The organism is Rhizobium sp. SG570, from assembly GCF_012275345.1.
Classification (GTDB): domain Bacteria; phylum Pseudomonadota; class Alphaproteobacteria; order Rhizobiales; family Rhizobiaceae; genus Rhizobium; species Rhizobium lusitanum.
Map to the genome: position 1 here is coordinate 249,162 of NZ_JAAZQI010000006.1, position 25,860 is coordinate 275,021.

Below are 25,860 nucleotides of genomic sequence, written 5' to 3' on the forward strand. Positions count from 1 at the left end.
TCACCCTATCTGTTTTCGGTGATTTTCTTTAGGATGGAATGGTTTAGTGTCGACGCAAATGAACCGTCCGGGGGGATGCCATGGCTGACGCCGCGCTCGTGAACCGTATGCAACTGCAAAGACCGGATATCACGCCGGAAGACGCAGCCGAGATCCTGCAGACGCATTACGGCCTCAGCGGAGCATTGAGCGAACTCGGCAGCCAGCAGGACCGCAACTATCGCATCGATGCCGGCGACAACGCCTATGTGCTGAAGATATGCCGGGCCGAATACGAGCTGGTCGAGCTCGAAGCGCAGAACGCCGCCATCCGCCACCTGCACGGCAAGCCCGATGCGCCTCGCATACCCGATGTCGTGCCATCACTCAACGGCCGCGACATTCTCACCATCACCATCCGCGAACAGGACTATCTCGTCCGGCTGCTCGGTTTTCTCCCCGGGCAGACATTGACGCGGCGCAAACATCTCTCACCGGCGGCCGCCGCCGGTCTCGGAGCACTTTCGGCCCGGCTCGCACGCGACCTCGCCGATTTCGAGCATCCCGGCCTTCACCGGAACCTGCAATGGGACCTGCGCCGGGCCGGGCCGGTCGCCGTGCAGCTCCTGTCGGCCATAACGGACCATGAGGCACGCGACCGCATCGCCAAGGCAATGGTGGCGGCGGTCAAGCGCATCCAGCCGCTCGCGAGCGCGCTGCGCGTCCAGCCCGTCCATCACGATGTCACCGACGACAATGTCGTCAGCCACCCTGATGCGCATGGTCAGCTCGTCCCGGATGGCGTGATCGATTTCGGCGATATCATCCAGGGCTGGCTGGTCGGCGATCTCGCCGTCACCTGCGCCTCGCTGCTGCATCACGCTGATGGTAATCCCTTCCAAATCCTTCCGGCCGTCAGGGCCTATCATGCGATCTATCCGCTGGAAGAGGCCGAGGCCAAGGCCCTATGGCCCCTGATCGTCGCGCGCGCCGTCATCCTGGCCGCAAGCACCGAACAGCAGCTCGCCATCGATCCCGACAACGACTATGTGCGCGGCAATCTCGATTTCGAACGCGAGATTTTCGATGTCGCGACCGGTGCGCAACCGGATGTGATGGAGGCCGCGATCCTGCGAACGATCGGCTTCGATGTCACCCCGATCGCGACCGAAGGCTGGTCGGCGCTGCTGCCGGATATCGATCCGCGAGAGATCGTCGCTGTCGATCTTTCCGTCACCGGGCCGGATTTTATCGATGGCAACTGGCAAAAGCCTGACATGGACTGGCGGCTGCTTGCGCAGGCGGCGATTGCCTCCGGCGCGGCGGCAACGCGCTACGGCGAATTCCGCCTGTCACTCGCGGCTCCGCTCAGCATGGCGCCGCCACGGAATTTCGCTCTGCACAGTGACATCTGCCTGCCGGCCGGCGCGACGGTTGCGGCGCCCTTCCCCGGGCTTCTACAGCGTCAAGGGCAACATCTTGTCCTTGTCGGCGAAGAGATCAGCCTGCATCTCGATGGTGTCGACACCGCACTCGAAGACGGCGCGGCCATCGAACGGGGCGCGACCCTGGGCACGATCGGCAGCGAGGGATCGGCGATCGGCGGATTGCGCGTGCAGTTCTGCCGTGTGCCGACACTGGAGCCGCCGCTCTATGCTGCAGCGGATCAGGCTGATGGATGGTCTGCCGTCTGCCCCTCGCCCGCCGCTCTGCTCAATGCCGCCTGCGAAGCGCCACGGCCGGATTCCTCCTCACTGCTTTCCTTGCGCAATGCGCATTTCGCCGAGCCGCAGAAACATTATTACGAGATCCCGCCGCAGATCGAACGCGGCTGGCGCGAATTCCTGTTCGACATGCAGGGCAGCTGCTATCTCGACATGGTCAACAACGTCACCACGCTCGGCCACGCCCATCCGCGACTGACGGCGGCCATCGCGCAGCAATGGTCCCGGCTCAACACCAACTCCCGCTTCCATTATGCCGCCGTCGCGGAATTTTCCGAGCGGCTGGCGACGCTGGCGCCGGAGGGGCTCGACAGCGTCTTCCTCGTCAACAGCGGCTCCGAAGCCAACGATTTGGCCATTCGCCTCGCCTGGGCGCATACCGGCAAGAGAAACATGCTTTGCCTGCTGGAGGCCTATCATGGCTGGACAGTCGCGAGCGACGCCGTCTCCACCTCGATTGCCGACAATCCGCAGGCGCTGACGACGCGGCCCGACTGGGTCCATCCCGTCATTTCCCCCAATACCTATCGCGGCCCATTCCGGGGCCCTGACTCCGGCCCCGATTATCTCGACGACGTCGCCGCAAAATTGCAGGCCATCGACCAAAAGGGCGACGGCCTTGCGGGCTTCATCGCGGAGGCGGTCTACGGCAATGCCGGCGGCATCACCCTGCCCCATGGCTATCTTGCCGGCGTCTATGATGCCGTGCGGCAACGCGGCGGCCTCTGCATCGCCGATGAGGTGCAAGTGGGCTATGGCCGGCTCGGCGAGCACTTCTGGGGCTTCGAGAGCCAGGGCGTCGTGCCCGATATCATCACCATCGCCAAGGGCATGGGCAACGGCCATCCGCTCGGCGCTGTCATCACGCGCCGCGAGATTGCCGGATCGCTCAAAAAGGAAGGCTATTTCTTCTCGTCTGCCGGCGGCAGCCCGGTAAGCTCGATCGTCGGGCTTACGGTTCTCGACATTCTGAGGGACGAAAACCTGCAGGAAAACGCCCAGCTCATCGGCGATCGTCTGAAGGCGGGGCTGATCGCGCTCATGGAACGCTTTCCCCTGATCGGCGCGGTGCACGGGATGGGCCTCTACCTCGGCGTGGAGTTCGTCCGCGACCGTGAAGCGCTGACACCCGCCACCGAGGAGACGGCCGCGATCTGCGAGCGCCTGCTCGATCTCGGGGTCGTCATGCAGCCGACCGGGGATCACCTGAACGTGTTGAAGATCAAGCCGCCGCTCTGCCTTTCCGCCGAGAGTGCCGATTTCTTCGTGAAGGCGCTGGAAAAGGTACTTGGAGACGGATTTTGATCCGTCCAACAGCGCCATTAACCATTAGGGTAATTTAGCGGCGGGTGAATTTTAATGCCGCCGGGGCATTGCCGAATCTGTCGTTCATTCCTACTTGTCTGTCGGTGATCGGCAATACCGTTCCACTACGGAAAGTTGCGCGGAGGTTGACACAACCTACCCCGCAATTAGCCAGGTACGGAATTATATTTCCCCGATCGTCGACATTTTGACATCTTTCGGAATATGTTTCTGGAGATGTATTTGTTATTATCTACTAAGATTGTAGACAATAGCACATCGGATCACCGGCTCTGGAATCGGAGCCTTAACAAGTACAACACCAACTAGGGACGTGACATGCTGAAAGTTAAAGCCATCGCTTCGATCCTTGGGCGGTCCGTGCTTGGCCATGACCGCTCGGGCGCGCTCTCCAGCCCGCGCTGTCGAATGTGACGTTCGTCCCCTTACCGGATTCAAACAGTCAATTCGCCATGTCTGCGCCGATAGCGGTGCGGAGGGAGTATATTTATGAAGAAGCAAGTTATCGAATACGCCGGCGTTCCGGTCGGCATCGTCGTTCCCGATCAGGATCGGCTCAAGTTCATTGCTGTGAAATATCACGTCCATGATCTGGACGAGCAGCACTTCAGAAATGCAGACGAAGTGAAGCTCGCGATCCGCGATCTCCTTTCTCGCCAACAGGCAAAGCCGATCCACGTTTGATGGATCGGCCTTGCCGCCACTTTTACATTCCAATCACCCGCCCTCGCCCTTCGAGGGTCGCTACGCTCTCACCTCAGGGTGAGGGCTGATCTTTCCGATACAATCAACCGGACCTATCCTGCTTTCGCCTTCGAAATCAGGTTTTATTGCATTCCACGCGAGGCCACTCCGCCCTCATGGTGAGATGGCCCGAAGGGCCCTGGAACCACGAGGGTCGGCCCCGACGCTCCAACAAACCCATCTTGTCTTTTCATCCTCTTTACGGTCCTATCGCCATGACAGCCTCGCGCTGCAAAAGGCGAAGGATTTTTCATTGGCTGCTCTTCTCAATCTCCTGACCGATATCGAAGGCGTCGCCGTCGGTCATTCCACCGATCTTGCGCTCGGCTCCGGCGTCACCGCCATCATCTTCGACGAACCGACCGTGGCCTCCTGCACAGTGCTCGGCGGCGCGCCGGGCGGACGCGATACCGCGCTGCTGGATCCGGCCATGACGGTCGGGGTTGTGGATGGCCTCGTTCTTTCAGGCGGTTCCGCCTTCGGGCTCGATGCGGCCGGCGGTGTTCAGGCGGGTCTTCGCGAAATCGGCCGTGGCTTGCAGGTCGGCGACGCGCGGGTGCCACTTGCGCCGCAGGCGATCCTTTTCGATCTCATCAATGGCGGCAACAAGGACTGGGGCCTGTATTCGCCCTATCGCGATATGGGCTATGCCGCCTTCAAAGCTGCGGGCAAAGGGCCGTTTGCACTCGGCAGCGTCGGCGCCGGCACAGGTGCCACGACGGCTACGGTCAAGGGCGGGCTCGGTTCGGCCAGCGCCGTCAGCAGCGAGGGATACCGGATCGCCGCCATCGTCGCCGTCAACGCGCTTGGCTCCGCCACCATCGGCGACGGCCCACATTTCTGGGCCGCTCCTTTCGAGGAGAATGGCGAATTCGGCGGGCTCGGCATGCCGAAAACCATTGATACACGCTTGCGGCTGAAGGGCACCAATGTCACCGCCACGACGATCGGCGCCATCGTTACCGACGCACGGCTGACCAAGGCGGAGGCACATCGCCTGTCGATCTTAGGCCATGACGGCTTTGCCCGCGCCCTGTTGCCGACGCATCTGCCGCTGGACGGTGATACGATATTTGCGGCCTCCACCGGCAAGCATGATCGCGACGACATGCCGAGCTTCATGGAGCTCTGCCACCTCGCCGCCATCGTCATGGCTCGCGCGATCGCCCGCGGCGTTTACGAGGCGGCGGCGCTGCCGATCGACGGCACGCAGCCCGCGTGGCGGGATCGCTTCGCCAAGCCTGTCGCCTAGCCGGAGGTTTCGCGCATGCAGATCCGGGCGCTGATCTATTTCGATGAGCTGGTGCGCACCAGTTCGATGCGTCAGGCGGCCGAAAACCTGAATGTGGCGCCGACGGCCATCAGCCGGCAGATCGAGAATCTCGAATATCACTTCGGCACGCAGCTGGTGGAACGCAGCGCCCGTGGCGTCAAGCTGACGGCCGCCGGCGAATTGCTGGCCGCACGCGCCGGCCGGACGCTGCGCGAACTCGAGCATGTGCATCAGTTGATCGAAGACCTGAAGGGCCTTCAGCGCGGCGGCGTCAGCATCTATGCCAATGGTGCTGCGGTCGCCAATATCCTCGCTCCCGCGCTTGCCGAATTCAGCCTGCGCTATCCAGGGCTTCGCTTCGAGGTGACCATCACCAGCGCGCGCGGCGCCATCGAAGCCGTCAACAGTGCCGAGGCCGATATGGCGGTGACGCTGTTTGCGCCGCCACTTTCGGGAACCAAAGTGCGCCTGCGCTCCGAGCTGATTTACGACGTGATCCTCGCGGCCTCGCATCCGCTCGCGGGTAGCAAGGAGATCACTGTGGCCGAAATCGCCGCGCACGCGCTTGCCGTGCCCGACCGCTCCTTCGGTGCGAGGCAAGCCTTCGACACCCTGTTCGAGCGTGAGGGGCTGACGCTCGATCCGGTATTCGAGACTGGATCGCTGGAAATGCAGAAGGAGCTGGTGCTGCGTGGCGCTGCGATCACCATGCTGCCGGCGCTGACGGTGCAGCGGGAGATCGCAGCAGGCCAGCTTATCGCCTTGCCCGTCGCTGATGGTAAGGGAGTGAGGACACCGATCGACCTCTGCGTCGCTCCCGACCGCCAGCTTTCCTTTGCCGCCGGCAAGCTGCTTGATTTCATCGAGCGCTTCATGCGCCAGCAACTGACCGCCAAGGAGAGGCAGGATTGATCGAAATACTGTAGATGACGGAATTCAGTGTAGCGATATCGGCTACACCGAGCACACATTTTCAGAATTGAGTGTACGCCCGCGAGATGACACTATCTTGAAAAGACCGTATGCCGGAAGGGAAGCCGGACTTGCGGACAAAAGCAAGGGAACTGAAATGACCACGTTTTTACGCCCGAGCCTCGGCGATTTTGCGCGCCGCCTCGCCTGCGGTGCGGCGCTTTCCGCCGGTCTTTTGATGCTTGGTCTAACGCCAGCGGAAGCTGCCAAGACGACGCTCAATCTCGGCATGAGCGTCGAGCCGACCGGGCTCGATCCGACGATCGCAGCACCCGTCGCGATCGGTCAGGTCACCTGGCAGAACATCTTCGAGGGGCTCGTTGCCATCGACGAAAGCGGCAAGATCGTGCCGCAGCTCGCAAAGAGCTGGGAAATATCTCCCGATGGCCTGACTTATACGTTCAAGCTGCAGAGCGGCGTCAAATTCCATGATGGCGAGGCCTTCGATTCGGCAGCGGCGAAATTCGCGCTCGATCGCGCCCGCGGCAAGGATTCCGTCAATCCGCAGAAGCGCTTCTTCGCGACCATCGCCTCGATCGATACGCCGGATCCGCAAACGCTGGTCCTGCATCTTTCCTCGCCGACCGGCAGCCTGCTCTACTGGCTCGGCTGGCCCTCTGCGGTCATGGTCGGACCGAAATCCTCCGCCAACGACAAGACGACGCCCGTCGGCACCGGCCCGTTCAAGTTTTCCTCTTGGGCGAAGGGTGACCATGTCGAACTCGCCAAGAACCCCGATTACTGGAACAAATCCGTCGACGTGAAGCTCGAGAAGGTCACCTTCCGCTTCATTTCCGACCCGCAGGCCGAAGCTGCGGCCCTGAAAGCCGGCGATCTCGACGCCTTTCCGGAATTCGCCGCGCCCGAGCTGATGAGCTCCTTCGACGGCGACCCCAGGCTGATGACCAAGATCGGCAATACCGAGCTGAAGGTCGTGGCCGGTATGAACAATACGCGCAAGCCCTTCGACGACAAGCGCGTGCGCCAGGCGCTGATGATGGCGCTCGACCGCAAGACGATCATCGAGGGCGCCTGGTCCGGTTTCGGCACGGCGATCGGCAGCCACTACACGCCGAACGATCCCGGCTACAAGGACCTGACGGGCACGCTTCCCTACGATACGGCGAAGGCCAAGGCGCTGCTCGCCGAAGCCGGCTATCCAAACGGCTTCAGCTTCACCATCAAGACACCGCAGATGGCCTATGCGCCGCGCAGCGCCCAGGTGATGCAGGCCATGTTCGCCGATATCGGCGTGACGATGAACATCGAGCCCACCGAGTTTCCGGCTAAATGGGTGCAGGACGTCTTCAGCGGCCGCAACTACGATATGACCATCGTCGCTCATGCCGAGCCGCTTGATATCGATATCTATTCGCGCGACCCTTATTACTTCAACTACAAGAACCCTGATTTCAACGAGCTGATGAAGAAGATCCAGCTCACTGCCGACCCGGTCGAGCAGAACAAGCTTTACGGGGAGGCGCAGACCATTCTCGCCGAGGATGTGCCCGCACTCTTCCTCTTCGTCATGCCGAAGCTCGGCGTCTGGGACAAGAAGCTGAAGGGCCTCTGGGAAAGCGAGCCTATTCCCTCGAACGTCCTTACCAACGTTTCCTGGGAAGACTGACCTCTTTCGCCTGCAGGCGCGGACGGGCGAATCGTTTCGCCCGCCGCCAACCATTTCGATGCCGGGCATGATCGGCCATGGACATGCTATGATCGCACTCCTCATCCGTAGGATTTTCGGGCTCCTGCTGACGCTGATCGCCGTTTCGCTGCTGGTCTTCGCGGTCATGGCGCTGCTGCCGGGCGATCCCGCTGCGATCACGCTCGGCACATCCGCGACACCGGAGACACTTGCAGCGCTGAGGCACGATATGGGCCTCGACCAGCCGCTGATCGTCCGCTACGGCCAATGGCTTGCCGGCGCGTTGACGGGTGATCTCGGCAAATCCTATACCTACGGCGTGCCGGTCGCCGGCCTGATTGCCGAACGGCTGGCCGTCACGCTGCCGCTTGCCGCCCTTGCCGTCGTGCTTTCGGTCCTCATCGCCGTTCCCCTCGGCGTTGCGGCTGCCGCCAGGCGCGGCGGCTTCTTCGACATCCTCGCCGCGCTGTTTTCGCAGATGGGCATTGCCGTGCCGGGTTTCTGGGTGGGGCTGCTGCTGGTGCTGCTGTTTGCCACCTCGCTCGGCTGGATGCCGGCCGGCGGCTTTCCCGGCTGGGGCAATGGGCTCTGGCCAGCGATGAAATCGCTGGTGCTGCCGGCTGTCGCCCTTGCCCTGCCGCAGGCGGCGGTGCTGACCCGGGTCACCCGTTCGGCCGTGCTCGACACACTGCATGAGGATTTCGCCCGCACGGCGCTTGCCAAGGGCCTGTCGCGCAGCCGCGTGCTCTGGGGACATGTCGTGCCGAATGCGCTGGTGCCGGTGCTCACCATTCTCGGCCTGCAATTCACCTTTCTCGTCGCCGGAGCCGTGCTGATCGAAAATGTCTTCACCCTGCCCGGCCTCGGCCGGCTCGCCTATCAGGCGCTTAGCCAGCGTGACATCATCGTGCTTCAGGATGTCGTGCTGTTCTTTGCCGGCCTCGTCATCGTCGTGAATTTCCTGGTGGATCTCTCTTATCTCGTCATCGATCCCCGGCTTCGGGCTGGAGGTGCACGATGAGCGTCACCGACAGCGCGACCGTCGCCCGCCCCCACCGTTCCCGCTTTCGCGAGCTGCGCCGCGCCAACCTGATCCTCGGGGCGATCATCATCCTTGCGCTTGTCGGCATCGCCATTCTCTCGCTGTTCTGGACGCCGGTGCCGCCGGCGAAGATGCAGATCACCCACAAGCTGCAGCCGCCTTTCGGCTTTGGGCTTCTCGGCACGGATCAGCTCGGCCACGACGTATTGTCCATGCTGATGGCCGGCTGCTGGAATTCGCTGTCGATCTCGGTCTCGGCCGTCGCGATCGGTGGCACGCTCGGGACGATCATCGGCATCACGGCGGCTGCGCGGCGCGGTATTTTCGAGGCGCTGGTCATGCGGGCCTGCGACGTGATCTTCGCGCTGCCGCCCATCCTCTCGGCCATGATCCTCGGCGCCTTTTTGGGAACGGGTCGAACAACCGCAATTCTGGCCATTGCCGTCTTCATGGTGCCGGTGTTTGCCCGCGTGGCGCTTGGCTCTGCTCTGCAGGCCTGGAGCCGCGACTATGTGCTGGCGGCGCGCGCGATCGGCAATACGCAGCTTTCGATCACCGTGCGTCACGTACTGCCGAATATCATGAGCGGCATCATCGTGCAGGCGACGATCCAGCTTGGCCTCGCGATCCTGACCGAAGCCGGGCTTGCCTTCCTGGGCTTAAGCGTGCCGCCACCGGAGCCGACCTGGGGCAGGATGCTCGCCGATGCCCAGACCTATTTCCATGCCGCGCCGTGGCTCGCCCTCCTGCCAGGCCTTGCCATCGCACTCTCCGTCCTCGGCTTCAACCTGCTCGGCGACGGCCTGCGCGACCTTCTCGACCCCCGCGAGGCGGCACGCTGATTTCAGACACGAAGAGAATAGACCATGACCGAACCGACCGATCTTTCCATCCGAGACCTCAAGCGCAAATTCGCCGACAAGAGCCTGTCGCCCAGCGAATACTGGCTGGCGCTCGAAAAGCATATCGATGCGTGGGAGCCGACGATATCGGCTCTCTATGCCTATGATCCCGAGGATGCTCGCAGGCAGGCAGCCGCCTCCAGCGCACGCTGGGCAAAGGGCGCGCCGCTTGGGCCGCTGGACGGCATCCCGGTGACCTTGAAGGAACTGATCGCCACCAAGGGCCAGCCGGTGCCGCTCGGCACGGCCGCCGTCGAGCTCGTTCCGGCAGCCGAGGACGCGCCGATCGCCGCCCGCATGCGCGAGGACGGCGCGGTGATCTTTGCCAAGACCACCTGCCCCGACTATGGCATGCTTTCCTCCGGCCTTTCCAGCTACCACAAGCTCAGCCGCAATCCATGGGATCCCTCACAAAATCCCGGCGGCTCCAGCGCCGGAGCTTCGGCAGCTGCGGCCGCTGGCTACGGACCGCTGCATATCGGTACGGATATCGGCGGTTCCGTGCGCCTGCCGGCCGGCTGGACCGGCATCTTCGGCTTCAAGCCGAGCCATGGCCGCATTCCCGTCGATCCCTACTATGTCGGGCGCTGCGCCGGGCCGATGACCCGAACCGTCGAGGATGCGGCCTTCTCCATGGCGACGCTGTCGCGGCCAGACTGGCGCGACGGCACCAGCCTGCCGCCGAGCGAGATCGACTGGCTGGACCTCGACATCGACGTCAGGGGAATGAAGATTGGGCTGATGCTGGATGCCGGCTGCGGGCTGCCTGTCGATGACGAGGTGCGCGATGCCGTTATATCAGCCGCCAGACGCTTCGAGGAAGCGGGTGCCATCATCATCGACGTTGCGCCGGTGCTGACACGGCAGATGCTGGATGGACTTGATATCTTCTGGCGGGCGCGCTTCTGGGGCGACATCATGGGTCTGAGCGAGGAACGCCGCAACATGATCCTGCCCTATATCCATATATGGGCCAAGGGCGGCGCCGATGTCAGCGGCGTCGAGGCAGTGCGCGGCTTCAACCAGACGATCGAGATGCGCAAGAGCTGCGGCAGGCTTTTCACCGAGGTAGACGCCGTGCTTTCGCCGACCAATCCGATCGTTTCCTATCCGGCGGAATGGGCCTCGCCGACCAACGACCCGGCCCTGCCGTTCGAGCATATCGCCTTCACCGTTCCCTGGAACATGTCGGAGCAGCCGGCCTCCTCGATCAATTGCGGCTTCTCCCGCTCCGGCATGCCGATCGGCCTGCAGATCGTTGGCCCGCGCTTCGACGACATGCTGGTCCTGCGGCTCTCCAAGGCTTTCGAGGACTGGACCGGCGGTGTTACCAACTGGCCGAAGCGGCCGGGATGAGCCGCCGGCTAGAGCGGTTACGCGTTTCACGGAATCGCCTAACCGCTCTAGCTTATTGTTTTTGCGCAATTCCGGACGGAAAACCGCTACGCACTTTTCCTGGAATTGCTCTAGTCTCGTGCCAAGGGTAGCGAAAGACCGATCTTCACCCGGTCCATGGTGACGAGCGATTTGAACTTCGTCACATTCGGATTGTCGTAGAAAAGGCGGCGCGTCAGGACTTCATAGTCGGACATGCTGGCCACGACGACGACGAGAACGAAATCGGCCTCGCCGGTGACCTGGTAACATTGTTGAACTTCGGGTGCGTCAAGGAAGCTGCGCTTAATCGCATTGATAAGATCGTAGCGTTCGTTGGCGATGTGGACTTCGACGATGATGGTGATCGGCAATGCCACTGCCGCCGGATCGACGACCGCGATATTCGCCTGTATGACGCCGCTCGCCTGCATGCGCTTGATGCGCCGCTGCACCGCGGGTGCCGACAGGTGGACGTGCTCGCCGATCGATCGCTGCGGGACGGTGTTGTCCTTCTGAAGAATATCGAGGATCTCCAGATCGAAACCGTCGAGATCGGCAGGGTTGGGCATTTCAAAACATCCCGTCATCAAAAATGAAACAAAATTGCACGAAGGCTGCCTAAATGGAGCCAAATCCTCGCCTCTTATGCAATAGATTTGCGCCACAAACCATCTGACTCCAAAAAGGTACAGGAATGTCCGCGCCCGAATACGATATCCGATCCCCAGTCGTTGGCGAAACCATGGCGGCGAAAGACGTTACCGCCATCGGCGTAGCCTCCGCATCCGATGGCTCGAAAGGTCTGGTTGTCGGTCTGGTGGCGATGGTTCTCGCGGCGCTGGCGATGAGCATCTCCCCCAGCCTCGTGCGCCTGGCCGATGTCGGCCCCTTCGCCAGCGCATTCTGGCGTGTCTTTCTCGCCCTGCCTATCCTTTGGGTATGGATGCGATATGCCGAGGCGGCAGGGGCCGACGCGCCCCGCGCGAGCTTCACGCTGGCGACCATCCTTGCCGGTCTCGCCTTTACGGGAGACCTGTTCTTCTGGCATCTCGCCATCTTGCGGACCACCATCGCCAACGCGACCTTCTTTGCGACGATGGCGCCGCTATGGGTCGTTATCTTCGGCTGGCTGCTGCTGCGGCAAAGGGTCAACCGCGCTACGCTTGTCGGGCTCCTCGTATGCCTTTCGGGCGGCACGGCGCTGGTGGTGCAGAGCCTTGCATTCAATCCAAGCCGCGCCGTCGGCGACACGCTGGGGATCATCACCGGTGCCTTCTTCGGCCTCTATTTTCTGGCGGTCGGCGCGGCGCGCGGCAGGACGAACGCCGCACGCGCGACCTTCGAATTGAGCGTCGTCACATCGGCAATCCTCTTTGTCGTTGCCTTCTTCTTCGAGCCGAGGATGCTGCCGCAATCGGTTTCGGGATGGGGCGTTCTCCTTGCGCTCGGCCTCGTCAGCCATGCCGGCGGGCAGGGGCTGGTCTCGGTGGCGCTCGGACGCCTGCCAACCGTTTTCTCGTCGCTCGTCATTTTCCTCGAGACGATCGCCGCCGCGGTTTTCGCCTGGGTCCTATTCGGTGAAAATGTCACGCTGATACAGGCCCTGGGCGGAATCATCATCGTCGCAGGCATCTGGATTTCCCGGCCGCGCACGCCGTAGAGGCTGTCTCTCGAAAGAAGCACGGGGCGCCAACCGCATTACAGCGTGGCGGCACCCTTTTGCTCGATGTCGGCATCGAGATCGTGCAATGCCTTTTCGATGACGCGCAGATCGTCCTGAAGACCGTCGTCCGCGCTCATCGAGCTTTCGCTGCCGGCGCGCTGGATGCCGCGCGCTTCACTTTGCAATTCGCGCAGCCTGTCGATCTTGCCGCTCTTGCGGATATGGCTGTCGCACAGAATATCCCTGACTGTCTTTTCCATCGCCGTAATGGGCATGTTTCTTCTCCTCTCGATAGGATATCGCGATCAGAAGAATAACGGACGAGCGGAGAGACTGTTCCGAGGCAGATCAACCGACGAAGCGGCGGTATCCGGTCGGCTGTTGGTAGAGCCAGCCGATACGCTCGACGGCGGCGGCGAAATTCTCGCGCGCGACGGTCATGGTATGGCCATTGGCATGGACGATGGTCTCCGGGTCCTCCATGATCGCAACATGGCCTTTCCAGAAGACGAAATCGCCACGACGCAGCTCCTCGCGGGCGATAGGCTCGCCGAGACCCGCTGCCTGCATATCGGTGTCGCGCGGTGCTGCACGCCCTGTCATAGAGAGCGCGAGTTGCACCAGCCCGGAGCAATCGATGCCCAGGCCGGAGCGGCCGCCCCAGAGATAGGGTGTCTCCAGAAAGCGCAAGGCGACGTCGACGTAATCGCCGCCGTCATTGTGACCGATTGGCTGCACATGCCTGGCAAAAATGGCGGTGCCGTCTTCCAGAACGACGTAATGATTGCCGCGCGCTTCGGCGGTGCCGCTGACGCGCACGCGGCTGCCCATCGAAAGCACTGTAACATACGGCTTGCGCAACTCCGATTCGGGATAAAGGAAGGTACGCTGCGGGATAACGATGTGCGTCGCTGCCGCCGTCCCTTCCTTGACCGCGCCTTCGGGGAGATAGCCGACATAGCCATCCGACAGGGACTTTACCCAGCACCAGCCATTGCTGCGCTCGAAAACCGTCACCTCCTCCCCCATCAGCAGCTCTGTATCGATGCCGTAGGCAAGATCCGGCTCTGGGCGAAGTGCTACAACGGGACCGACGATCTGTGCTTTGCTGCCTTCGACGAAGCGTTCGGCCTCGACTTTGCCTCGCAGCGAGGCTTCGGCGAGGTCAGGTCTGAAGGCGTTGAGACGGCGGTCGAGCGTCATGAAGAAAATCCCGAACTCATAGTTTGCGGCCCTGCTCGATAACGAGATCGCCGAGTTTTTCCAGATAGAGAGCGCCGGTAACCGTGCGCTTGATGATGACATTGCGGCGATCGCGATCGTCGCGCACGCGGTCGACCAGCCCCATCTCGCCCATCGTGTCAAGCGCCCGAGTGATGACCGGCTTGGTGACGCCGAGCGTCGCAGCAAGCCCGCGCACCGTATGCGGCGGCGGCACGAGATAGATCTGCAGCAGGATCGCGGTCTGCCGCAGCGTCAAATCATGATCCTCGCGGCGCACCTGAGTGAGCGTCACGCCGTGCCAGAGGCCAAGGGCCTGCGAGGCGGAGAGATCAAGCGGCAAGGGCAACCCCGAAAATCGTTACGCTACCGTTCCATTTTCGGCCAAGATCGTGGCGGATTCAAGGGGAATTCATCAACCCCTTCTCCCCGCAAAGGGGGGAGAAGGTGAGGCCGGGACATTGAGCTTAAGTGAAATGTCGAGGGCTCGGGATGGGGGCTTTCTCTGCAGCAGCCTCAAGACGAGAGTTACCGTCCTTTCGGATCCGTTATTGGTGACGGTCAGGCCAGTCCGGCGTGACCGCGCCGACGTGTCTGGCCCCTCACCCTAGCCCTCTCCCCGCAACGCGGGGAGAGGGAACTATAGTGCCCTAACGCACACTCTGCCGGATATGGTGATACAAAGCCCGGATCGCCTGTGCCTCGCCACCGCCCGGAGAGTGCGGTCGTTCGCTCTGAGCCCAGCCGAAGATGTCGAAATGCACCCAGCTCGGCGTTTTCGTGACGAAACGCTTGAGGAACAGGGCGGCGGTGATGGAGCCGGCCATGCCGCCGGCGGGCGCATTGGTGATATCGGCGAATTTCGTGCGGATATCCTTGTCGTAGCCCATGTAGAGCGGCATGCGCCACAGCGGGTCGTCCGTCTCCAGGCTCGCCTCGGTCAGATCGCGGGCAAGATCGTTGTCGTCGGTGAAGAAGGGCGGCAGGTCCGGGCCGAGCGCGACGCGGGCAGCGCCGGTCAGCGTTGCCATGTCGATCATCAGGTCGGGCGCATCCTCGTCGGCATAGGCAAGCGCGTCGGCAAGGATCAGCCGTCCCTCGGCGTCCGTGTTGTCGATCTGCACCGTCAAGCCCTTGCGGCTCTTGTAGATGTCACCGGGGCGGAATGCATTGGCCGAAATCGAGTTCTCGACGACCGGAACGATGACGCGCAGGTCGACCTTGAGCTTGGCGTCCATGATCATCAGCGCCAGGCCCATGACATTGGCGGCACCGCCCATGTCCTTCTTCATCAGGAGCATCGAGGATGCCGGCTTGATGTCGAGGCCGCCGGTATCGAAGCACACACCCTTGCCGACCAACGTGATGCGGCGATGGCCCTTCTTGCCCCAGCGCAGCTCCAAGAGGCGCGGGGCATCGGCGCTGGCGCGTCCCACAGTGTGCACCAGCGGGAAATTCTCCTTCAGCAGATCATCGCCGATGATGACGGACATGTCGGCCTTATAGTGCTGGGCAAGCGCCCGGAAGGCGGCTTCGAGCTGTTCCGGCCCCATGTCGTTGGTCGGCGTGTTGATGAGATCGCGGGCAAGAAAGACGCCGGCGAGCTGACGCTTGATGTCGGTGGCATCGGTATCGCGCGGGATCATCAGCGTCGGCGCCGTTACCTTCTCGGACTTGTAGCGCTCGAAACGATAGCTGCCGAGACCGAAGCCAAGCGAAAGCCGGTTCGCGGTCAAAGGCGCCGTTTCGATATGCCAGTCGCCCGCCGGCAGGCTGCGCGCCAGCCTGCCGGTCAGGAATGGCTGCTCGGACGGATTAGAGCCAAGGCCGAACAATGCACCGCCCAGATGTCCATCTGCCGTCGGGATCAGGAGCAAGGAGCCGCTGTCGGCCTTGTAGCCGGCCTTACGCGCCCAATCGAGCGCGATGGGATCGATGGTGCCGGTTTCTATATGCGCCGGCGTGACGGCAAAGATCGGCAGCGTCGCCCCACCCTTCGAATTGAAGGGCGTCGCGCGCTCGATGAATTGATAAGGGGCCATGACTTTCCTTTGACGATGACTTCAGGGAATCGAGAGTTAACCGTCTGTTAGGGTTAACAGATTATTGCTGGAGCGAACATTGCGTCGAACCTTTCCCTGTTCCGATTCTAGGCCGGGCGCAAGACTTAAGGATTCAGGGAAAAGCGTCATGTCCGCCGGTTCAATCGCGTCTTCGTTCAGAACCTTTCTTTTCCAGGGCACCTCGGCCGCGCTTCTGGCGCTCGCACTCGCAAGCTGCTCGACAACGGGCAAAGACAAGATGACGACCGGCTCGATCCCGACGGCGTCGAAGTCCCTCGATACGATGAACGGCAGCGACCTGGCGCAGGCGACCCTTACCTTCGGCAAGGCCTATGACGCCAATCCCAAGGATCGCGACGCCGGCGTCAACTATGCCAATGCCCTGCGCATGAGCGGCCGCAACGATCAGGCGCTTGCCGTCATGCAACAGGTTGCGATCAACAATCCGAGCGATCGCGGCGTGCTGGCGGCCTATGGCAAGGCACAGGCGGCGGCAGGCCAATTGGACGAGGCGCTGGCGACCATCGATCGCGCCCAGACCCCCGACCGACCCGATTGGCGCCTGGTGTCCGCACAAGGCGCGATCCTCGACCAGCTCGGCCGTTCCACCGATGCCCGCGGCAAATATCGCGACGCGCTGGTGCTGGCTCCCAACGAGCCGACGATCCTTTCCAACCTCGGCATGTCCTACGTGCTGACCGGCGATCTCAAGAATGCCGAAACCTATCTTCGTTCAGCCGTCGGCCAGCCGGGCGCCGACAGCCGCGTGCGGCAGAACCTGGCGCTTGTCGTCGGCCTGCAGGGCCGCTTCGCCGAAGCCGAGCAGATCGCCCGGCAGGAGCTCACGCCGCAGCAGGCAAACGCCAACGTCGCCTATCTGCGCTCCATGCTGGCGCAACAAAACTCATGGCAGAAGCTCGCCGCCAGTGGCGATGCGAAGAAAACGGTCCAATAAAATAATTCCAGTAAAATGAGCGGCGCTTGCCTCTGGAATTGCCCGTTCGCCAGTTGATCAACGCCAGATATGCCGTGGCAGGCCGTCGATCACCAACCGCGCTCCGAGCGCTCCGATGATGGCACCGGCAACCCTGTCGATCCACAATTTCGATCCAATGTAGAGCGCACGCGGGCGATTGGACGAAAAAGCCATCGTCACCACCATGTACCAGCCCGTCTCGACCAAGAAAACTGCCGGCGGCACGGTGAGCAGCAACCAGGGAGCGGGAGACGCCGGAAGAAGTGCTGCAAAAATACTGCCATAGAAGATGGCCGTCTTCGGATTGCTGAGCTGGGTTCCAAGCGCAAACAGGAAATTGCGCACGATACCGGCCGCCGCCGGCGTGGCCGGTGCGTCGATCGGGAGATCATGCGCCGCGCTGCGCCAGATGCGGATGCCGACATAGATCAGATAGAGGCCGCCCGCGACCTTCAGCGCGAGGTACAACCATTCGACCTTCATCAAAAGCGCGCTCAGGCCGAACAGAGCCAGCGTCGCGAAGATGACGCTGCCGGTTCCCATGCCGAAGGCGGCGGCGAGACCGGCCTTGCGCGAGCGGGAAACGGCAATCCGGGACACGAGCACAAAGCTCGGCCCGGGGCTGACGGCCCCTATAAAAACCGCGGCGATAACGCTGAAAAATATGGCTGTGGATGACATGCGACACCTCCCAACATGCCTGGAAATCCGCTTGGCAACTGATGCGAACCTCCGCGCATCGGGGAGGCCATCCGCTGATGCTGTCAGCGACTTCAAATTGGAGATTAACCACGCTTCCGCGCTGGCGGCAAGCTTGCCGGTCAGAACTTGTCCATGGCCTGAATGATCGCCGGACCGAGAATGACCGCCATCAGAACGGGCAGGAAGAAGACGATCATCGGCACTGTCAGCTTCGGCGGCAAGGCGGCCGCCTTCTTCTCCGCCTCGTTCATGCGCTCGTCGCGGCCTTCCTGTGCCATGACGCGCAAGGCCTGCGATAGCGGCGTACCGTAGCGCTCGGCCTGGATAAGAGCCTGGGTTACGGACTTTACAAGTTCGATCTGGGTGCGGGCGGCAAGATTGTCGAAGGCGGTGCGGCGATCCTGCAGGAATGAAAGCTCGGCCGTGGTCAGCACCATTTCCTCGGCAAGCGGCGGGGATTGCTCGGCCATTTCCTCGGCCACACGGCGCATGCCGGCTTCGATTGATATGCCCGACTCCACGCAGATCAGCATCAGGTCGAGGGCATCGGGCCAGGCGCGCTTGATCGACTTCTGGCGCTTGGTCACCAAATTCGAAACATAGATGTTCGGCGCATAAAAGCCGAGATAGGCCGTGCCGATGACGCCGAGCAGGCGGATCGGAAGAGGCTTGGCGGCGAAATATCCGAGAACGAAGACCAGGACGATGGCAACGGCCAGAAACAGGAACGGCAACAGAAACCGCGCCACCAGAAACATGTTCAGCGCGTTTTCCGAACGCAGGCCGGCGGCACGCAGACGGTTGACCGTATTTGCGTCCACCAGCGCGTTGCGCAGATTGAAACGCTCGACGATCTGCCTGACGTTACGATTGTTCTGGTTGCGCAGCGTTGCCTTGCCGCCTTCGGCGCTCAGCCGCGCCCGCTCGCGCGCCCGGATCTGCTCGCGCTCCGTCGACACGGCCTTCATACGCTTATTGAGATCGCCGCGCTCAAGCATGGGCATGGCGATCGTATAGAAGGTAGCAAAGACGGCGATCGCGACGACGACGGCGAGAATGGTGCCGGGATCGGTCAGTTGAGAAGCCAGATCGGACATGGGCTATGCGGCTCCTTCCGCTCAGATCTCGAAATTGACCATGTTGCGCATGATGTAGATGCCGATCGACATCCAGATGCCAGCGCCCATCAGGATCAGGTGACCGCGCGGATCGCTGAACAGGACCATCATGTACTGCGGCGACGTCAGGTAGACGAGCAGCATGACGATGAAGGGCAGCGCGCCGATGATGGCGGCGGACGCCTTTGCTTCCATCGACAGCGCCTGGACCTTCGCCTTCATTTTCTTGCGTTCACGCAGCACCCGCGACAGGTTGCCCAACGCTTCCGACAGGTTGCCGCCAGCCTGAGCCTGGATGGTGATGACGATTGCAAAGAAACTCACCTCCTGCAGTGGCATATGGTTGTTCATGCGCCCACAGGCATCCGACATGCTGAGGCCGACCTGCTGTGCCTCGACCACCCGCCGGAACTCGGTCTTGACCGGCTCGCGCGCCTCGCCCGCCACCAGCCGTATGGCATCGTGGAGTGGCAGACCAGCGCGAAGCGAGCGCGTGATAAGATCCAGCGCGTTCGGAAACTCATCGAGGAATTTGTTCTGCCGGCGCTTGATGAGGAACCCGATGAGCCAGCGCGGCAGACCGAAGGCGGCAGCGAAGGGCAAACCCAGGATGACGAGGAACGGTGCACCGCCGATGAAAAGGATCAACATGACAAACAGGCCGAACAGCACGCTGAAGACGTAGAAACGCGAGGGCGTCAGCGACAGGCCAGCCTGTCCCAGGCGCGCTTTCAGCGACTGCTTCTTCTTGATGTTTTCGGTCTGGCGCTTTTCCAGATCCTTCAGCGAATCCTGCACCGACTTGCGCCGCTTCGACAGTTCCTGAACACGATCACGCGTAGCCTTGACCTTCAGCCGGTCGGTCTCGGCTTGGCTGACCCGGTTGACGCGGCTGTCGGCCTTCTTCTGCGACTCGATCCGCGAATAAAGAATGCCATAGCAGATCGCAGCCGCGGAGACGGCCGTAAGCAAGACAATCAGTAGCACCGTTGGATCGACACCGAACATGGGGAGTCCTATTGCGACTTTTGTTCCATCTCATCGAGGGCGGCGGCCAGGCGCTTTTCCTCGTTATAATAGCGTGCACGATCCCAGAAATGCGGCTTGCCGATACCGGTGGAGACGTGCCGACCGATGATGCGGCCATTGGCGTCCTCGCCTTCCATCTCATAGCGCATCAGGTCCTGCGTAATGATCACATCGCCCTCCATGCCGATCACCTCGGTAATCTGGGTGATCCGTCGCGAACCGTCGCGCAGGCGCGCGGCCTGGATGATCACGTCGACGGAGCTGGAAACGATTTCGCGCACGGTCTTGGCCGGCAGGCTGAAGCCGCCCATCGCGATCATCGATTCGATACGGCTCAGGCATTCGCGCGGCGTGTTGGCGTGGATGGTGCCCATGGAGCCATCGTGACCGGTATTCATTGCCTGCAGCAGATCGAAGACCTCGGGGCCGCGCACTTCGCCGACGATGATGCGTTCGGGGCGCATACGCAGGCAGTTCTTGACGAGGTCGCGCATGGTGATCTCGCCCTCCCCCTCGATATTCGGCGGGCGGGTTTCGAGACGCACGACATGCGGCTGCTGCAACTGCAACTCTGCGGTGTCTTCGCAGGTGATGACGCGTTCGTGACGGTCGATGTAATTGGTCAGGCAGTTCAGAAGCGTCGTCTTGCCCGAGCCGGTGCCGCCGGAGATAACGACGTTGCAGCGTACGCGGCCGATGATCTGCAGCAGTGTCGCACCCTCCGGCGTGATGGCGCCGAAGCGGACGAGCTGGTCGAGCGTCAGCTTATCCTTCTTGAATTTGCGAATGGTAAGCGCCGGGCCGTCGATCGACAGTGGCGGCGCTATGACGTTGACGCGCGAGCCGTCGGGCAGGCGAGCGTCGCAGATCGGGCTCGATTCATCGACGCGGCGGCCGACCTGGCTCACGATGCGCTGGCAGATGGAAAGAAGCTGGGCATTATCGCGGAAACGGATTTCGGATTCGACGGTCTTGCCGCCCACTTCGATGAAAGTCTGACCTGCGCCATTGACCATGATATCGGCGATATCATCGCGTGCCAGCAGTGGCTCAAGCGGGCCATAGCCAAGCACGTCGTTACAAATATCCTCGAGCAGTTCCTCCTGCTCGGAAATGGACATCGCAAAATTCTTGATGGTGATGATGTCGTTGACGATATCGCGGATTTCTTCGCGCGCGGCTTCATTGTCGAGCTTGGAAAGCTGTGACAGGTCGATCGTATCGATCAGCGCGGAAAAGACCTGCGCCTTGGTGTCGTAATATTCCTCGGTGCGTGCGGGTCGGCGCCGGGCGGGCGTCTGCATCGAAGGCGGTGCCACCTGTTGACGCGGCTGCGCGGCGTCGCGCGACGGCTCGACCAGCACTGCCGGACCCGCGAGTGCGCCCGTCGTGGCAGGCGCGCGCGCCGGCGCCGGCGGAAGTGCGCCGCCACCGCTCTTTGCAGAACCTTCATTTCCGCGCTTGCCAAACATGGTCTCGATCCAACTCCATTACTGCAGCATGATTTTCACCGAGGGAAATCGACCCTTCGAAACTCATGCGAAATCAAACAACTACTTCCGCTTCAGGCGACCAAGAAGGCCGCCCCTTTTTGCCTTCTTCACAGCGATGCGCCCGGTGACGATGTGCGATATCTGCGCGAAAGTCTCGGCGACCGGCGACTTCGGATCCGTCTCCGAGATCATGCGACCACTATTGGCCGCATTGCCGAACAGATTGATGTCGAACGGGATGATGGCGATCGGATCCGTCTCCAATGGCGCGCAGAATTCCACCGGGTTGATCTCGGGGCGCTTCGGCATGCCGACTTGATTGAGAATGAGATGCGGCGCCTTGTCGTTGGGACGCAATTTGCGCAACGCGTCAATCAGGTTCTTGGTGTTGCGCAGATTGGCAAGATCGGGCGCGGCGCAAATGACGACTTCATCGACAGCCGCAAGCACCGAGCGTGTCCATTCTGTCCACTGATGGGGTACGTCGAGGACGGCGACCGGCGCGCTGCGCTGAAGAACATCCAGGACGGGCAGGAATGCCTGACCGTCGAAATCATAGGCACGATCCAGCATGGAGGGCGCAGCCAGCAACGACAGATGCTGCGAGCATTTGGTCAGCAGGCGATCGAGGAAGACCTCGTCAAGACGCTCCGGCGCATAGACTGCCTCGGCAATACCCTGAGCGGGGTCCTGGTCGAAATCGATGTTGGCCGTGCCGTACGGCAGATCGAGATCGGCAAGAATGGTTTCGGTCGAGAACAGGGTCGAGATTCCGAAGGCGCAATTATGCGCGATCGTGGATGCGCCTACCCCACCCTTCGCGCCGACGAAGGCAATGCTGCGGCCGAGCGGCTCCGCGTCGGGGTCGATGAAAATCCCCGCCATCGCCGTCATGATATCGTTCATATCAACGGGCTGGACTATATATTCGGAAATACCGTTGCGCATCAGTTCGCGGTAAAGGGCGATATCATTGTGGTAACCGACAATGATCACCTTGGTGCTCGGATCGCAGACGGCCGCGAGCGGCGCCAGTTCGGCCAGCAGATTGCGCGAATTTGCGCGCGTCTCGAGGACAATCAGATTGGGTGTCGGCGTCGAAGCAAACATGTTCGCAGCAGCGGCCGTGCCGCCGCTGGTGATCCGGAGGTTGACCTTGGACATGCGGCGATCGTTGGCGCATCGGTCCATAACCTGCTGCAACTGCTCGCTTTCGCAGAAGACATGCACGGAAATGCGCGGCAGCGGCCGCAAGTTGTCGAGGTTGCCAGAGCGCGGGGCTTCCTCGGCCTCCGCGGCAGTCGATCCAATGTCGTAATCGATGGCGCTCATCACTTTATCCTGTTCTGCCGACCGCTTGCTCTCAATTTCCAGAACTGAACCCGCCGAGGGTGGCCGTGCTGGTCGCGACCGAGCCGCTGCGATAATTGTCGATTATCTTGCCGCGCTGATCGGTATCGATCGGCGTCGTGGCGCGCGGTGAGATAAGATCCGTCGGGTTGGCGACCTGCGCCGCCAGGTTCTGCTGGGTCGCGCAGCCGAAATTGTAATAGTTCTGGTTGTCGAAGGCGTTGTCTGAGAGATCGTCGGGCCATTGGCCGCAAGCATTGGTGGCCGCCGTCGTCGCGGCGAAGCGCAGACGGATCGGAGCAGCGTCATCAGGACCACCGGCTGGATAATAGGTATCGACGATACGCCCCGACGGTATGCCATTTGCCACCATTTCCCGGCGAATCTGCCGGCGCAGCGCCGATGCGGCCAAAGTGTTTACCGACTGCCTTGGCGACAGTATTTCGACCGTGCCGGTCGCGTGCGCCCTATAGTCCTGAACGAAGCCGCGGACGGTGTCGCGCATGCCCGTGGTCAGGTGGCGGTCGCTGGCGGCCACCGGTATGTCGATATTATGTTCCTTCTCCGTCAAGACGATCGGGTGGCGCTGACGATAATCGTCATTGATGGCGCTGGTCGTCATGCGATCCCTTGAATCGGCACAGCCGCTGACGGAGACGGCCGTCAAGATCAAGACCGGGGCAATCAAGGCCAGCGTGGAGAAACGGGGCCGGCCGGTGCGGGGCGCGTTGCGGTCGAGACTGGCCATCTTCTGATCTCTCGTTGATCCGGTTGAAAAGGTGCGCGTCATGCTCCGTGTCCCCTCATTTGTAGATGAAGCCAACGGTGCCGTGAAAATCGGCGTCGGCGACCGGCGGCGCATCCTTGCGGCCGTAAATCTTGTTGACACGGTTCATGAAGAAGCCGCTGACATCGTTGCTCGGCGAGAAATTGTCGTCGGGACGAGCCAGCTGACTGCGGGCCACCGGGCGGACCAGATAGGGCGTCGCAATAATGACCAGCTCGCTTTCGTCGCGCTGGAAGCTCTTCTGTCGGAACAGCGCACCGAGGATCGGGATTTTCGAGGCGCCGGGCGTACCGTTGGTGGTCTGTTGGATGGTATCATTCAAAAGGCCGGCAAGGGCGATCGAGCCGCCGGACGGCAATTCAACCGAGGTATCGGCGGCGCGCTGATTATACGTTGCCGTGTTTGCCGTGCCGATAGGGTTCGACACCTGCGTCTGTATGTGCAGGCTGATGCGTCCGGCAGACAATACGACCGGCGTGAAGGCCAGGCTGATACCATAGTTGAAGGGCGTGATTGTAACACTCCCATCCTTGTTCGACGTGGAATAGAGTGTCTGACCGCCCGAAGTGAACGTCGCGGCCTGACCGGAGATCGCCGTCAACGTCGGCTCCGCCAATGTACGAACGGCGCCCGCCTGTTCCATTGCGTTGAGATAGGTGCCGATACTGTACTTGCCGACGGCAGTTTTGAAGAGGCTGGCAAGACCGCCGCCGGCAGCCGCCGCGCTCGCGTCGTTCTGAATATTGCCGAGCTGCGCCACCGTCAGACCAGAAGAGTTGCTGACAAGATTGTCGAAGCCGATCTGCTTCAGCACGCTACGCTTGATCTCGGCGACGGTCACCTTGAGCGTGACCTGATCCTCGCCCTCGATTTGCAACATGTTGACGATCTGCGAGGTCTGCCGCCCTTCAGCGAAGAGAGCGACAGAGCTGTTGTCGCCGCTGCCTGTCGCCGTCGCGAAGCGAGTGGTTGCTTCACCGCCCTTCAGGAAGGCCTGGGCAAGCTGCACAGCCCGTGACGCATCCTGCGGCGTGCGTACGGTGCCTGTCAGGACGATATTGTCGGAAACAATTTCGACATTGATATCGGAGTCCGGGATGAAACGCTTGATATTGTCCTGCAGGCCGGCAATGTCGCGCTCGATCTGCAGGTCGAGGCTGACGATTTCCTTGCCGTCCGCACCGAAGACGAAGATATTGGTCTGGCCGACCGTCTTGCCGAAAAGATAGATGCGACGCGATGTGCGTGTCACAGCATCCGCCATTTTCGGATCGGAAACGAGAATATCATGTGCGTCGGCCGGCAGATCGACGACCAGCGCCTTGTTGAGACCAAGCTTCAAAGTGCGCTTCGTGCCGAGGCCGGCAATCGTAACGATGCTGTCGGAACCGCCTGCACGTGCGACGGACATACGCAGAAAAGCCGGGATGTCCGCCAAGGGCAATCCCGCAAAAGCCACGGAAAACGAGAGAATTGCAGCAAGGGGAGAGCTGGCTTTCTTGTTGGTCTTGAACATGATCCCGCCCCTTCTCATTGTGGTTTCATTCCGGTTGGGCCATCGGTCACGATCGCTCCCGACTTGATGACTTGCACAAGGCCGCTGCCGCTGTCGCCGGCCAGCAGATAGTCGGCGGCGGTCGTATCCGGTTGCTGTGCGTCGGCGACGGAGCGCAATGCCAGCGTCAGCCGGTCGGCCATCTGGTGCGCGACGACCAGAACCTTCGTCTGATCCGGCGTCAGTTCCAGCGTCGCGGTCACCCCAACCGCAGCCTTGCTGCCGTCCTGCTTCTCCTCGATCTGCTGGTCGACGGCCAAGACACGCACGTTGCTGAGCACCGTCTCGGTTATGAGCTGCTGCTGCGCACCCTTGCGGACCATGATCACGTCGACGCGGTCATTCGGAAGAATGAAGCCGCCGGCACCGGTCGCGACGGAAATCTCGGTGGCGACGGCCCGCTTGCCGGAGGGCAGCAACGAGGAAAGGATGCGGCTGTTGGAATCGGCGACCTTTTCTTCCCGGATCGGCTCGCCCTCGAAAATCGGCAGGCGGACCACCGCGCCGTTCAGGTCTTTCAGCGCGTCGGGCCGCTCGCTCTCGGTGATAAGGCCCTTGACGATGCCGCTTTCCGGCCAGCCCATCCAGTGGACCGAGCTCTCATTCAGGCGCGAGCCGACGGGCAGGTTGGCACTCGCAACGAGCACATTGATCGTTGCTTCCTTTTCCACCACCGCCGCAACCTGGGGCACGATATTGTGCGAACCGGCCAGACGCATCGCGAGCAGGCCGGCCATCCCTGCCGCGACAGCTGCCACTGCGAGTATCATTATGCGAGCGGGTTTCATGGTCATTCCTTGGGGAACAGGATTCTTCGCCCCGCAGAATGCTCAGCAATTGGTATAATTATAGTTAATGGTGTATTACATTTATAATTACTTAACCATAATTACTTGATGTAAATTAGAGAATATTT

At 61.6% G+C, this 25,860-nt stretch carries 23 protein-coding genes; 10 read left to right on the forward strand and 13 right to left on the reverse strand.

The features are described 5' to 3' along the window. The first annotated feature begins 80 nt into the window (after positions 1 to 80). The 8 genes from FHT28_RS15005 (at position 81) to FHT28_RS15040 (ending at position 10,966) form a co-directional block, all read left to right on the forward strand. Entirely contained in the window at positions 81 to 3,008 is a 2,928-nt protein-coding gene (locus tag FHT28_RS15005; RefSeq protein ID WP_168596618.1) for an aminotransferase, read from the forward strand. Positions 3,009 to 3,518: 510 nt separating this feature from the next. Next, positions 3,519 to 3,713 carry a hypothetical protein gene (locus FHT28_RS15010; RefSeq protein WP_015338438.1) on the forward strand — a complete coding sequence of 65 codons (195 nt, stop codon included), beginning with the start codon at positions 3,519 to 3,521 and terminating at the stop codon, positions 3,711 to 3,713. A gap of 313 nt (positions 3,714 to 4,026) precedes the next feature. Then, complete coding sequence (locus tag FHT28_RS15015; RefSeq protein WP_168596619.1) at positions 4,027 to 5,025, forward strand: P1 family peptidase; 999 nt, start codon at positions 4,027 to 4,029, stop codon at positions 5,023 to 5,025. A 15-nt stretch (positions 5,026 to 5,040) separates the two neighbouring features. Next, complete coding sequence (locus tag FHT28_RS15020; RefSeq protein ID WP_168596620.1) at positions 5,041 to 5,958, forward strand: LysR family transcriptional regulator; 918 nt, start codon at positions 5,041 to 5,043, stop codon at positions 5,956 to 5,958. 157 nt (positions 5,959 to 6,115) lie between these two features. Next, on the forward strand, positions 6,116 to 7,645 hold the full coding sequence (locus FHT28_RS15025; RefSeq protein WP_168596621.1) for an ABC transporter substrate-binding protein: 1,530 nt from the start codon (positions 6,116 to 6,118) through the stop codon (positions 7,643 to 7,645). Between the two features lie 88 nt (positions 7,646 to 7,733). After that, positions 7,734 to 8,687 carry an ABC transporter permease gene (locus FHT28_RS15030; protein ID WP_112442636.1) on the forward strand — a complete coding sequence of 318 codons (954 nt, stop codon included), beginning with the start codon at positions 7,734 to 7,736 and terminating at the stop codon, positions 8,685 to 8,687. Then, the gene (locus FHT28_RS15035) at positions 8,684 to 9,550 is read left to right on the forward strand and encodes an ABC transporter permease (protein ID WP_168596622.1); all 867 of its coding nucleotides are present in this window, start codon (positions 8,684 to 8,686) and stop codon (positions 9,548 to 9,550) included. The genes FHT28_RS15030 and FHT28_RS15035 overlap by 4 nt, the downstream gene beginning before the upstream one ends. A 24-nt stretch (positions 9,551 to 9,574) precedes the next feature. Beyond that, positions 9,575 to 10,966, forward strand: a complete 1,392-nt coding sequence (locus tag FHT28_RS15040; protein ID WP_168596623.1) for an amidase — start codon at positions 9,575 to 9,577, stop codon at positions 10,964 to 10,966. A gap of 110 nt (positions 10,967 to 11,076) precedes the next feature. On the opposite strand, the gene FHT28_RS15045 is transcribed toward FHT28_RS15040, so the two are convergent. Then, entirely contained in the window at positions 11,077 to 11,556 is a 480-nt protein-coding gene (locus FHT28_RS15045) for an Lrp/AsnC family transcriptional regulator (RefSeq protein WP_168596624.1), read from the reverse strand. Between the two features lie 125 nt (positions 11,557 to 11,681). Here FHT28_RS15045 and FHT28_RS15050 point away from each other — a divergent pair, with 125 nt between their 5' ends. Next, a complete protein-coding gene (locus FHT28_RS15050) occupies positions 11,682 to 12,647 on the forward strand; it encodes a DMT family transporter (RefSeq protein ID WP_168596625.1) in 966 nt (321 codons plus the stop codon). A gap of 38 nt (positions 12,648 to 12,685) precedes the next feature. On the opposite strand, the gene FHT28_RS15055 is transcribed toward FHT28_RS15050, so the two are convergent. The 4 genes from FHT28_RS15055 to FHT28_RS15070 all read right to left on the reverse strand — a co-directional run bounded on the left by FHT28_RS15055 (position 12,686) and on the right by FHT28_RS15070 (position 15,913). Beyond that, positions 12,686 to 12,925, reverse strand: coding sequence for a hypothetical protein (locus tag FHT28_RS15055; RefSeq protein ID WP_037200979.1), 240 nt, complete (start codon positions 12,923 to 12,925; stop codon positions 12,686 to 12,688). Positions 12,926 to 12,998: 73 nt separating this feature from the next. Continuing rightward, entirely contained in the window at positions 12,999 to 13,853 is an 855-nt protein-coding gene (locus tag FHT28_RS15060) for an NlpC/P60 family protein (protein WP_168596626.1), read from the reverse strand. 16 nt (positions 13,854 to 13,869) lie between these two features. Next, positions 13,870 to 14,214 (reverse strand): MarR family winged helix-turn-helix transcriptional regulator, encoded by a 345-nt coding sequence (locus FHT28_RS15065; RefSeq protein ID WP_034511967.1) that lies wholly within the window; start codon positions 14,212 to 14,214, stop codon positions 13,870 to 13,872. Positions 14,215 to 14,521: 307 nt separating this feature from the next. Beyond that, positions 14,522 to 15,913: a M17 family metallopeptidase gene (locus FHT28_RS15070; protein WP_037200981.1), complete on the reverse strand. Its 1,392-nt coding sequence runs from the start codon at positions 15,911 to 15,913 to the stop codon at positions 14,522 to 14,524. A 148-nt stretch (positions 15,914 to 16,061) separates the two neighbouring features. Between FHT28_RS15070 and FHT28_RS15075 the strand changes: the two genes are divergently transcribed. Further along, complete coding sequence (locus FHT28_RS15075) at positions 16,062 to 16,889, forward strand: tetratricopeptide repeat protein (RefSeq protein ID WP_037200983.1); 828 nt, start codon at positions 16,062 to 16,064, stop codon at positions 16,887 to 16,889. Positions 16,890 to 16,946: 57 nt separating this feature from the next. Here FHT28_RS15075 and FHT28_RS15080 read toward each other — a convergent pair whose 3' ends face one another. From FHT28_RS15080 to cpaB, 8 genes are all read right to left on the reverse strand, one after another. Continuing rightward, entirely contained in the window at positions 16,947 to 17,591 is a 645-nt protein-coding gene (locus FHT28_RS15080) for a LysE family transporter (protein ID WP_168596627.1), read from the reverse strand. Positions 17,592 to 17,731: 140 nt separating this feature from the next. Beyond that, entirely contained in the window at positions 17,732 to 18,709 is a 978-nt protein-coding gene (locus tag FHT28_RS15085) for a type II secretion system F family protein (protein ID WP_168596628.1), read from the reverse strand. 21 nt (positions 18,710 to 18,730) lie between these two features. Then, positions 18,731 to 19,738, reverse strand: coding sequence for a type II secretion system F family protein (locus FHT28_RS15090; protein ID WP_037200990.1), 1,008 nt, complete (start codon positions 19,736 to 19,738; stop codon positions 18,731 to 18,733). 8 nt (positions 19,739 to 19,746) lie between these two features. After that, complete coding sequence (locus tag FHT28_RS15095; RefSeq protein ID WP_168596629.1) at positions 19,747 to 21,231, reverse strand: CpaF family protein; 1,485 nt, start codon at positions 21,229 to 21,231, stop codon at positions 19,747 to 19,749. 81 nt (positions 21,232 to 21,312) lie between these two features. Continuing rightward, the gene (locus tag FHT28_RS15100; RefSeq protein ID WP_092575953.1) at positions 21,313 to 22,584 is read right to left on the reverse strand and encodes a CpaE family protein; all 1,272 of its coding nucleotides are present in this window, start codon (positions 22,582 to 22,584) and stop codon (positions 21,313 to 21,315) included. A gap of 31 nt (positions 22,585 to 22,615) precedes the next feature. After that, complete coding sequence (locus tag FHT28_RS15105) at positions 22,616 to 23,350, reverse strand: CpaD family pilus assembly lipoprotein (protein WP_168596630.1); 735 nt, start codon at positions 23,348 to 23,350, stop codon at positions 22,616 to 22,618. Between the two features lie 55 nt (positions 23,351 to 23,405). Continuing rightward, positions 23,406 to 24,905: a type II and III secretion system protein family protein gene (locus FHT28_RS15110; RefSeq protein ID WP_168596631.1), complete on the reverse strand. Its 1,500-nt coding sequence runs from the start codon at positions 24,903 to 24,905 to the stop codon at positions 23,406 to 23,408. 14 nt (positions 24,906 to 24,919) lie between these two features. Further along, a complete protein-coding gene (gene cpaB / locus FHT28_RS15115; RefSeq protein WP_092576010.1) occupies positions 24,920 to 25,732 on the reverse strand; it encodes a Flp pilus assembly protein CpaB in 813 nt (270 codons plus the stop codon). Between the last annotated feature and the right edge of the window lie 128 nt (positions 25,733 to 25,860).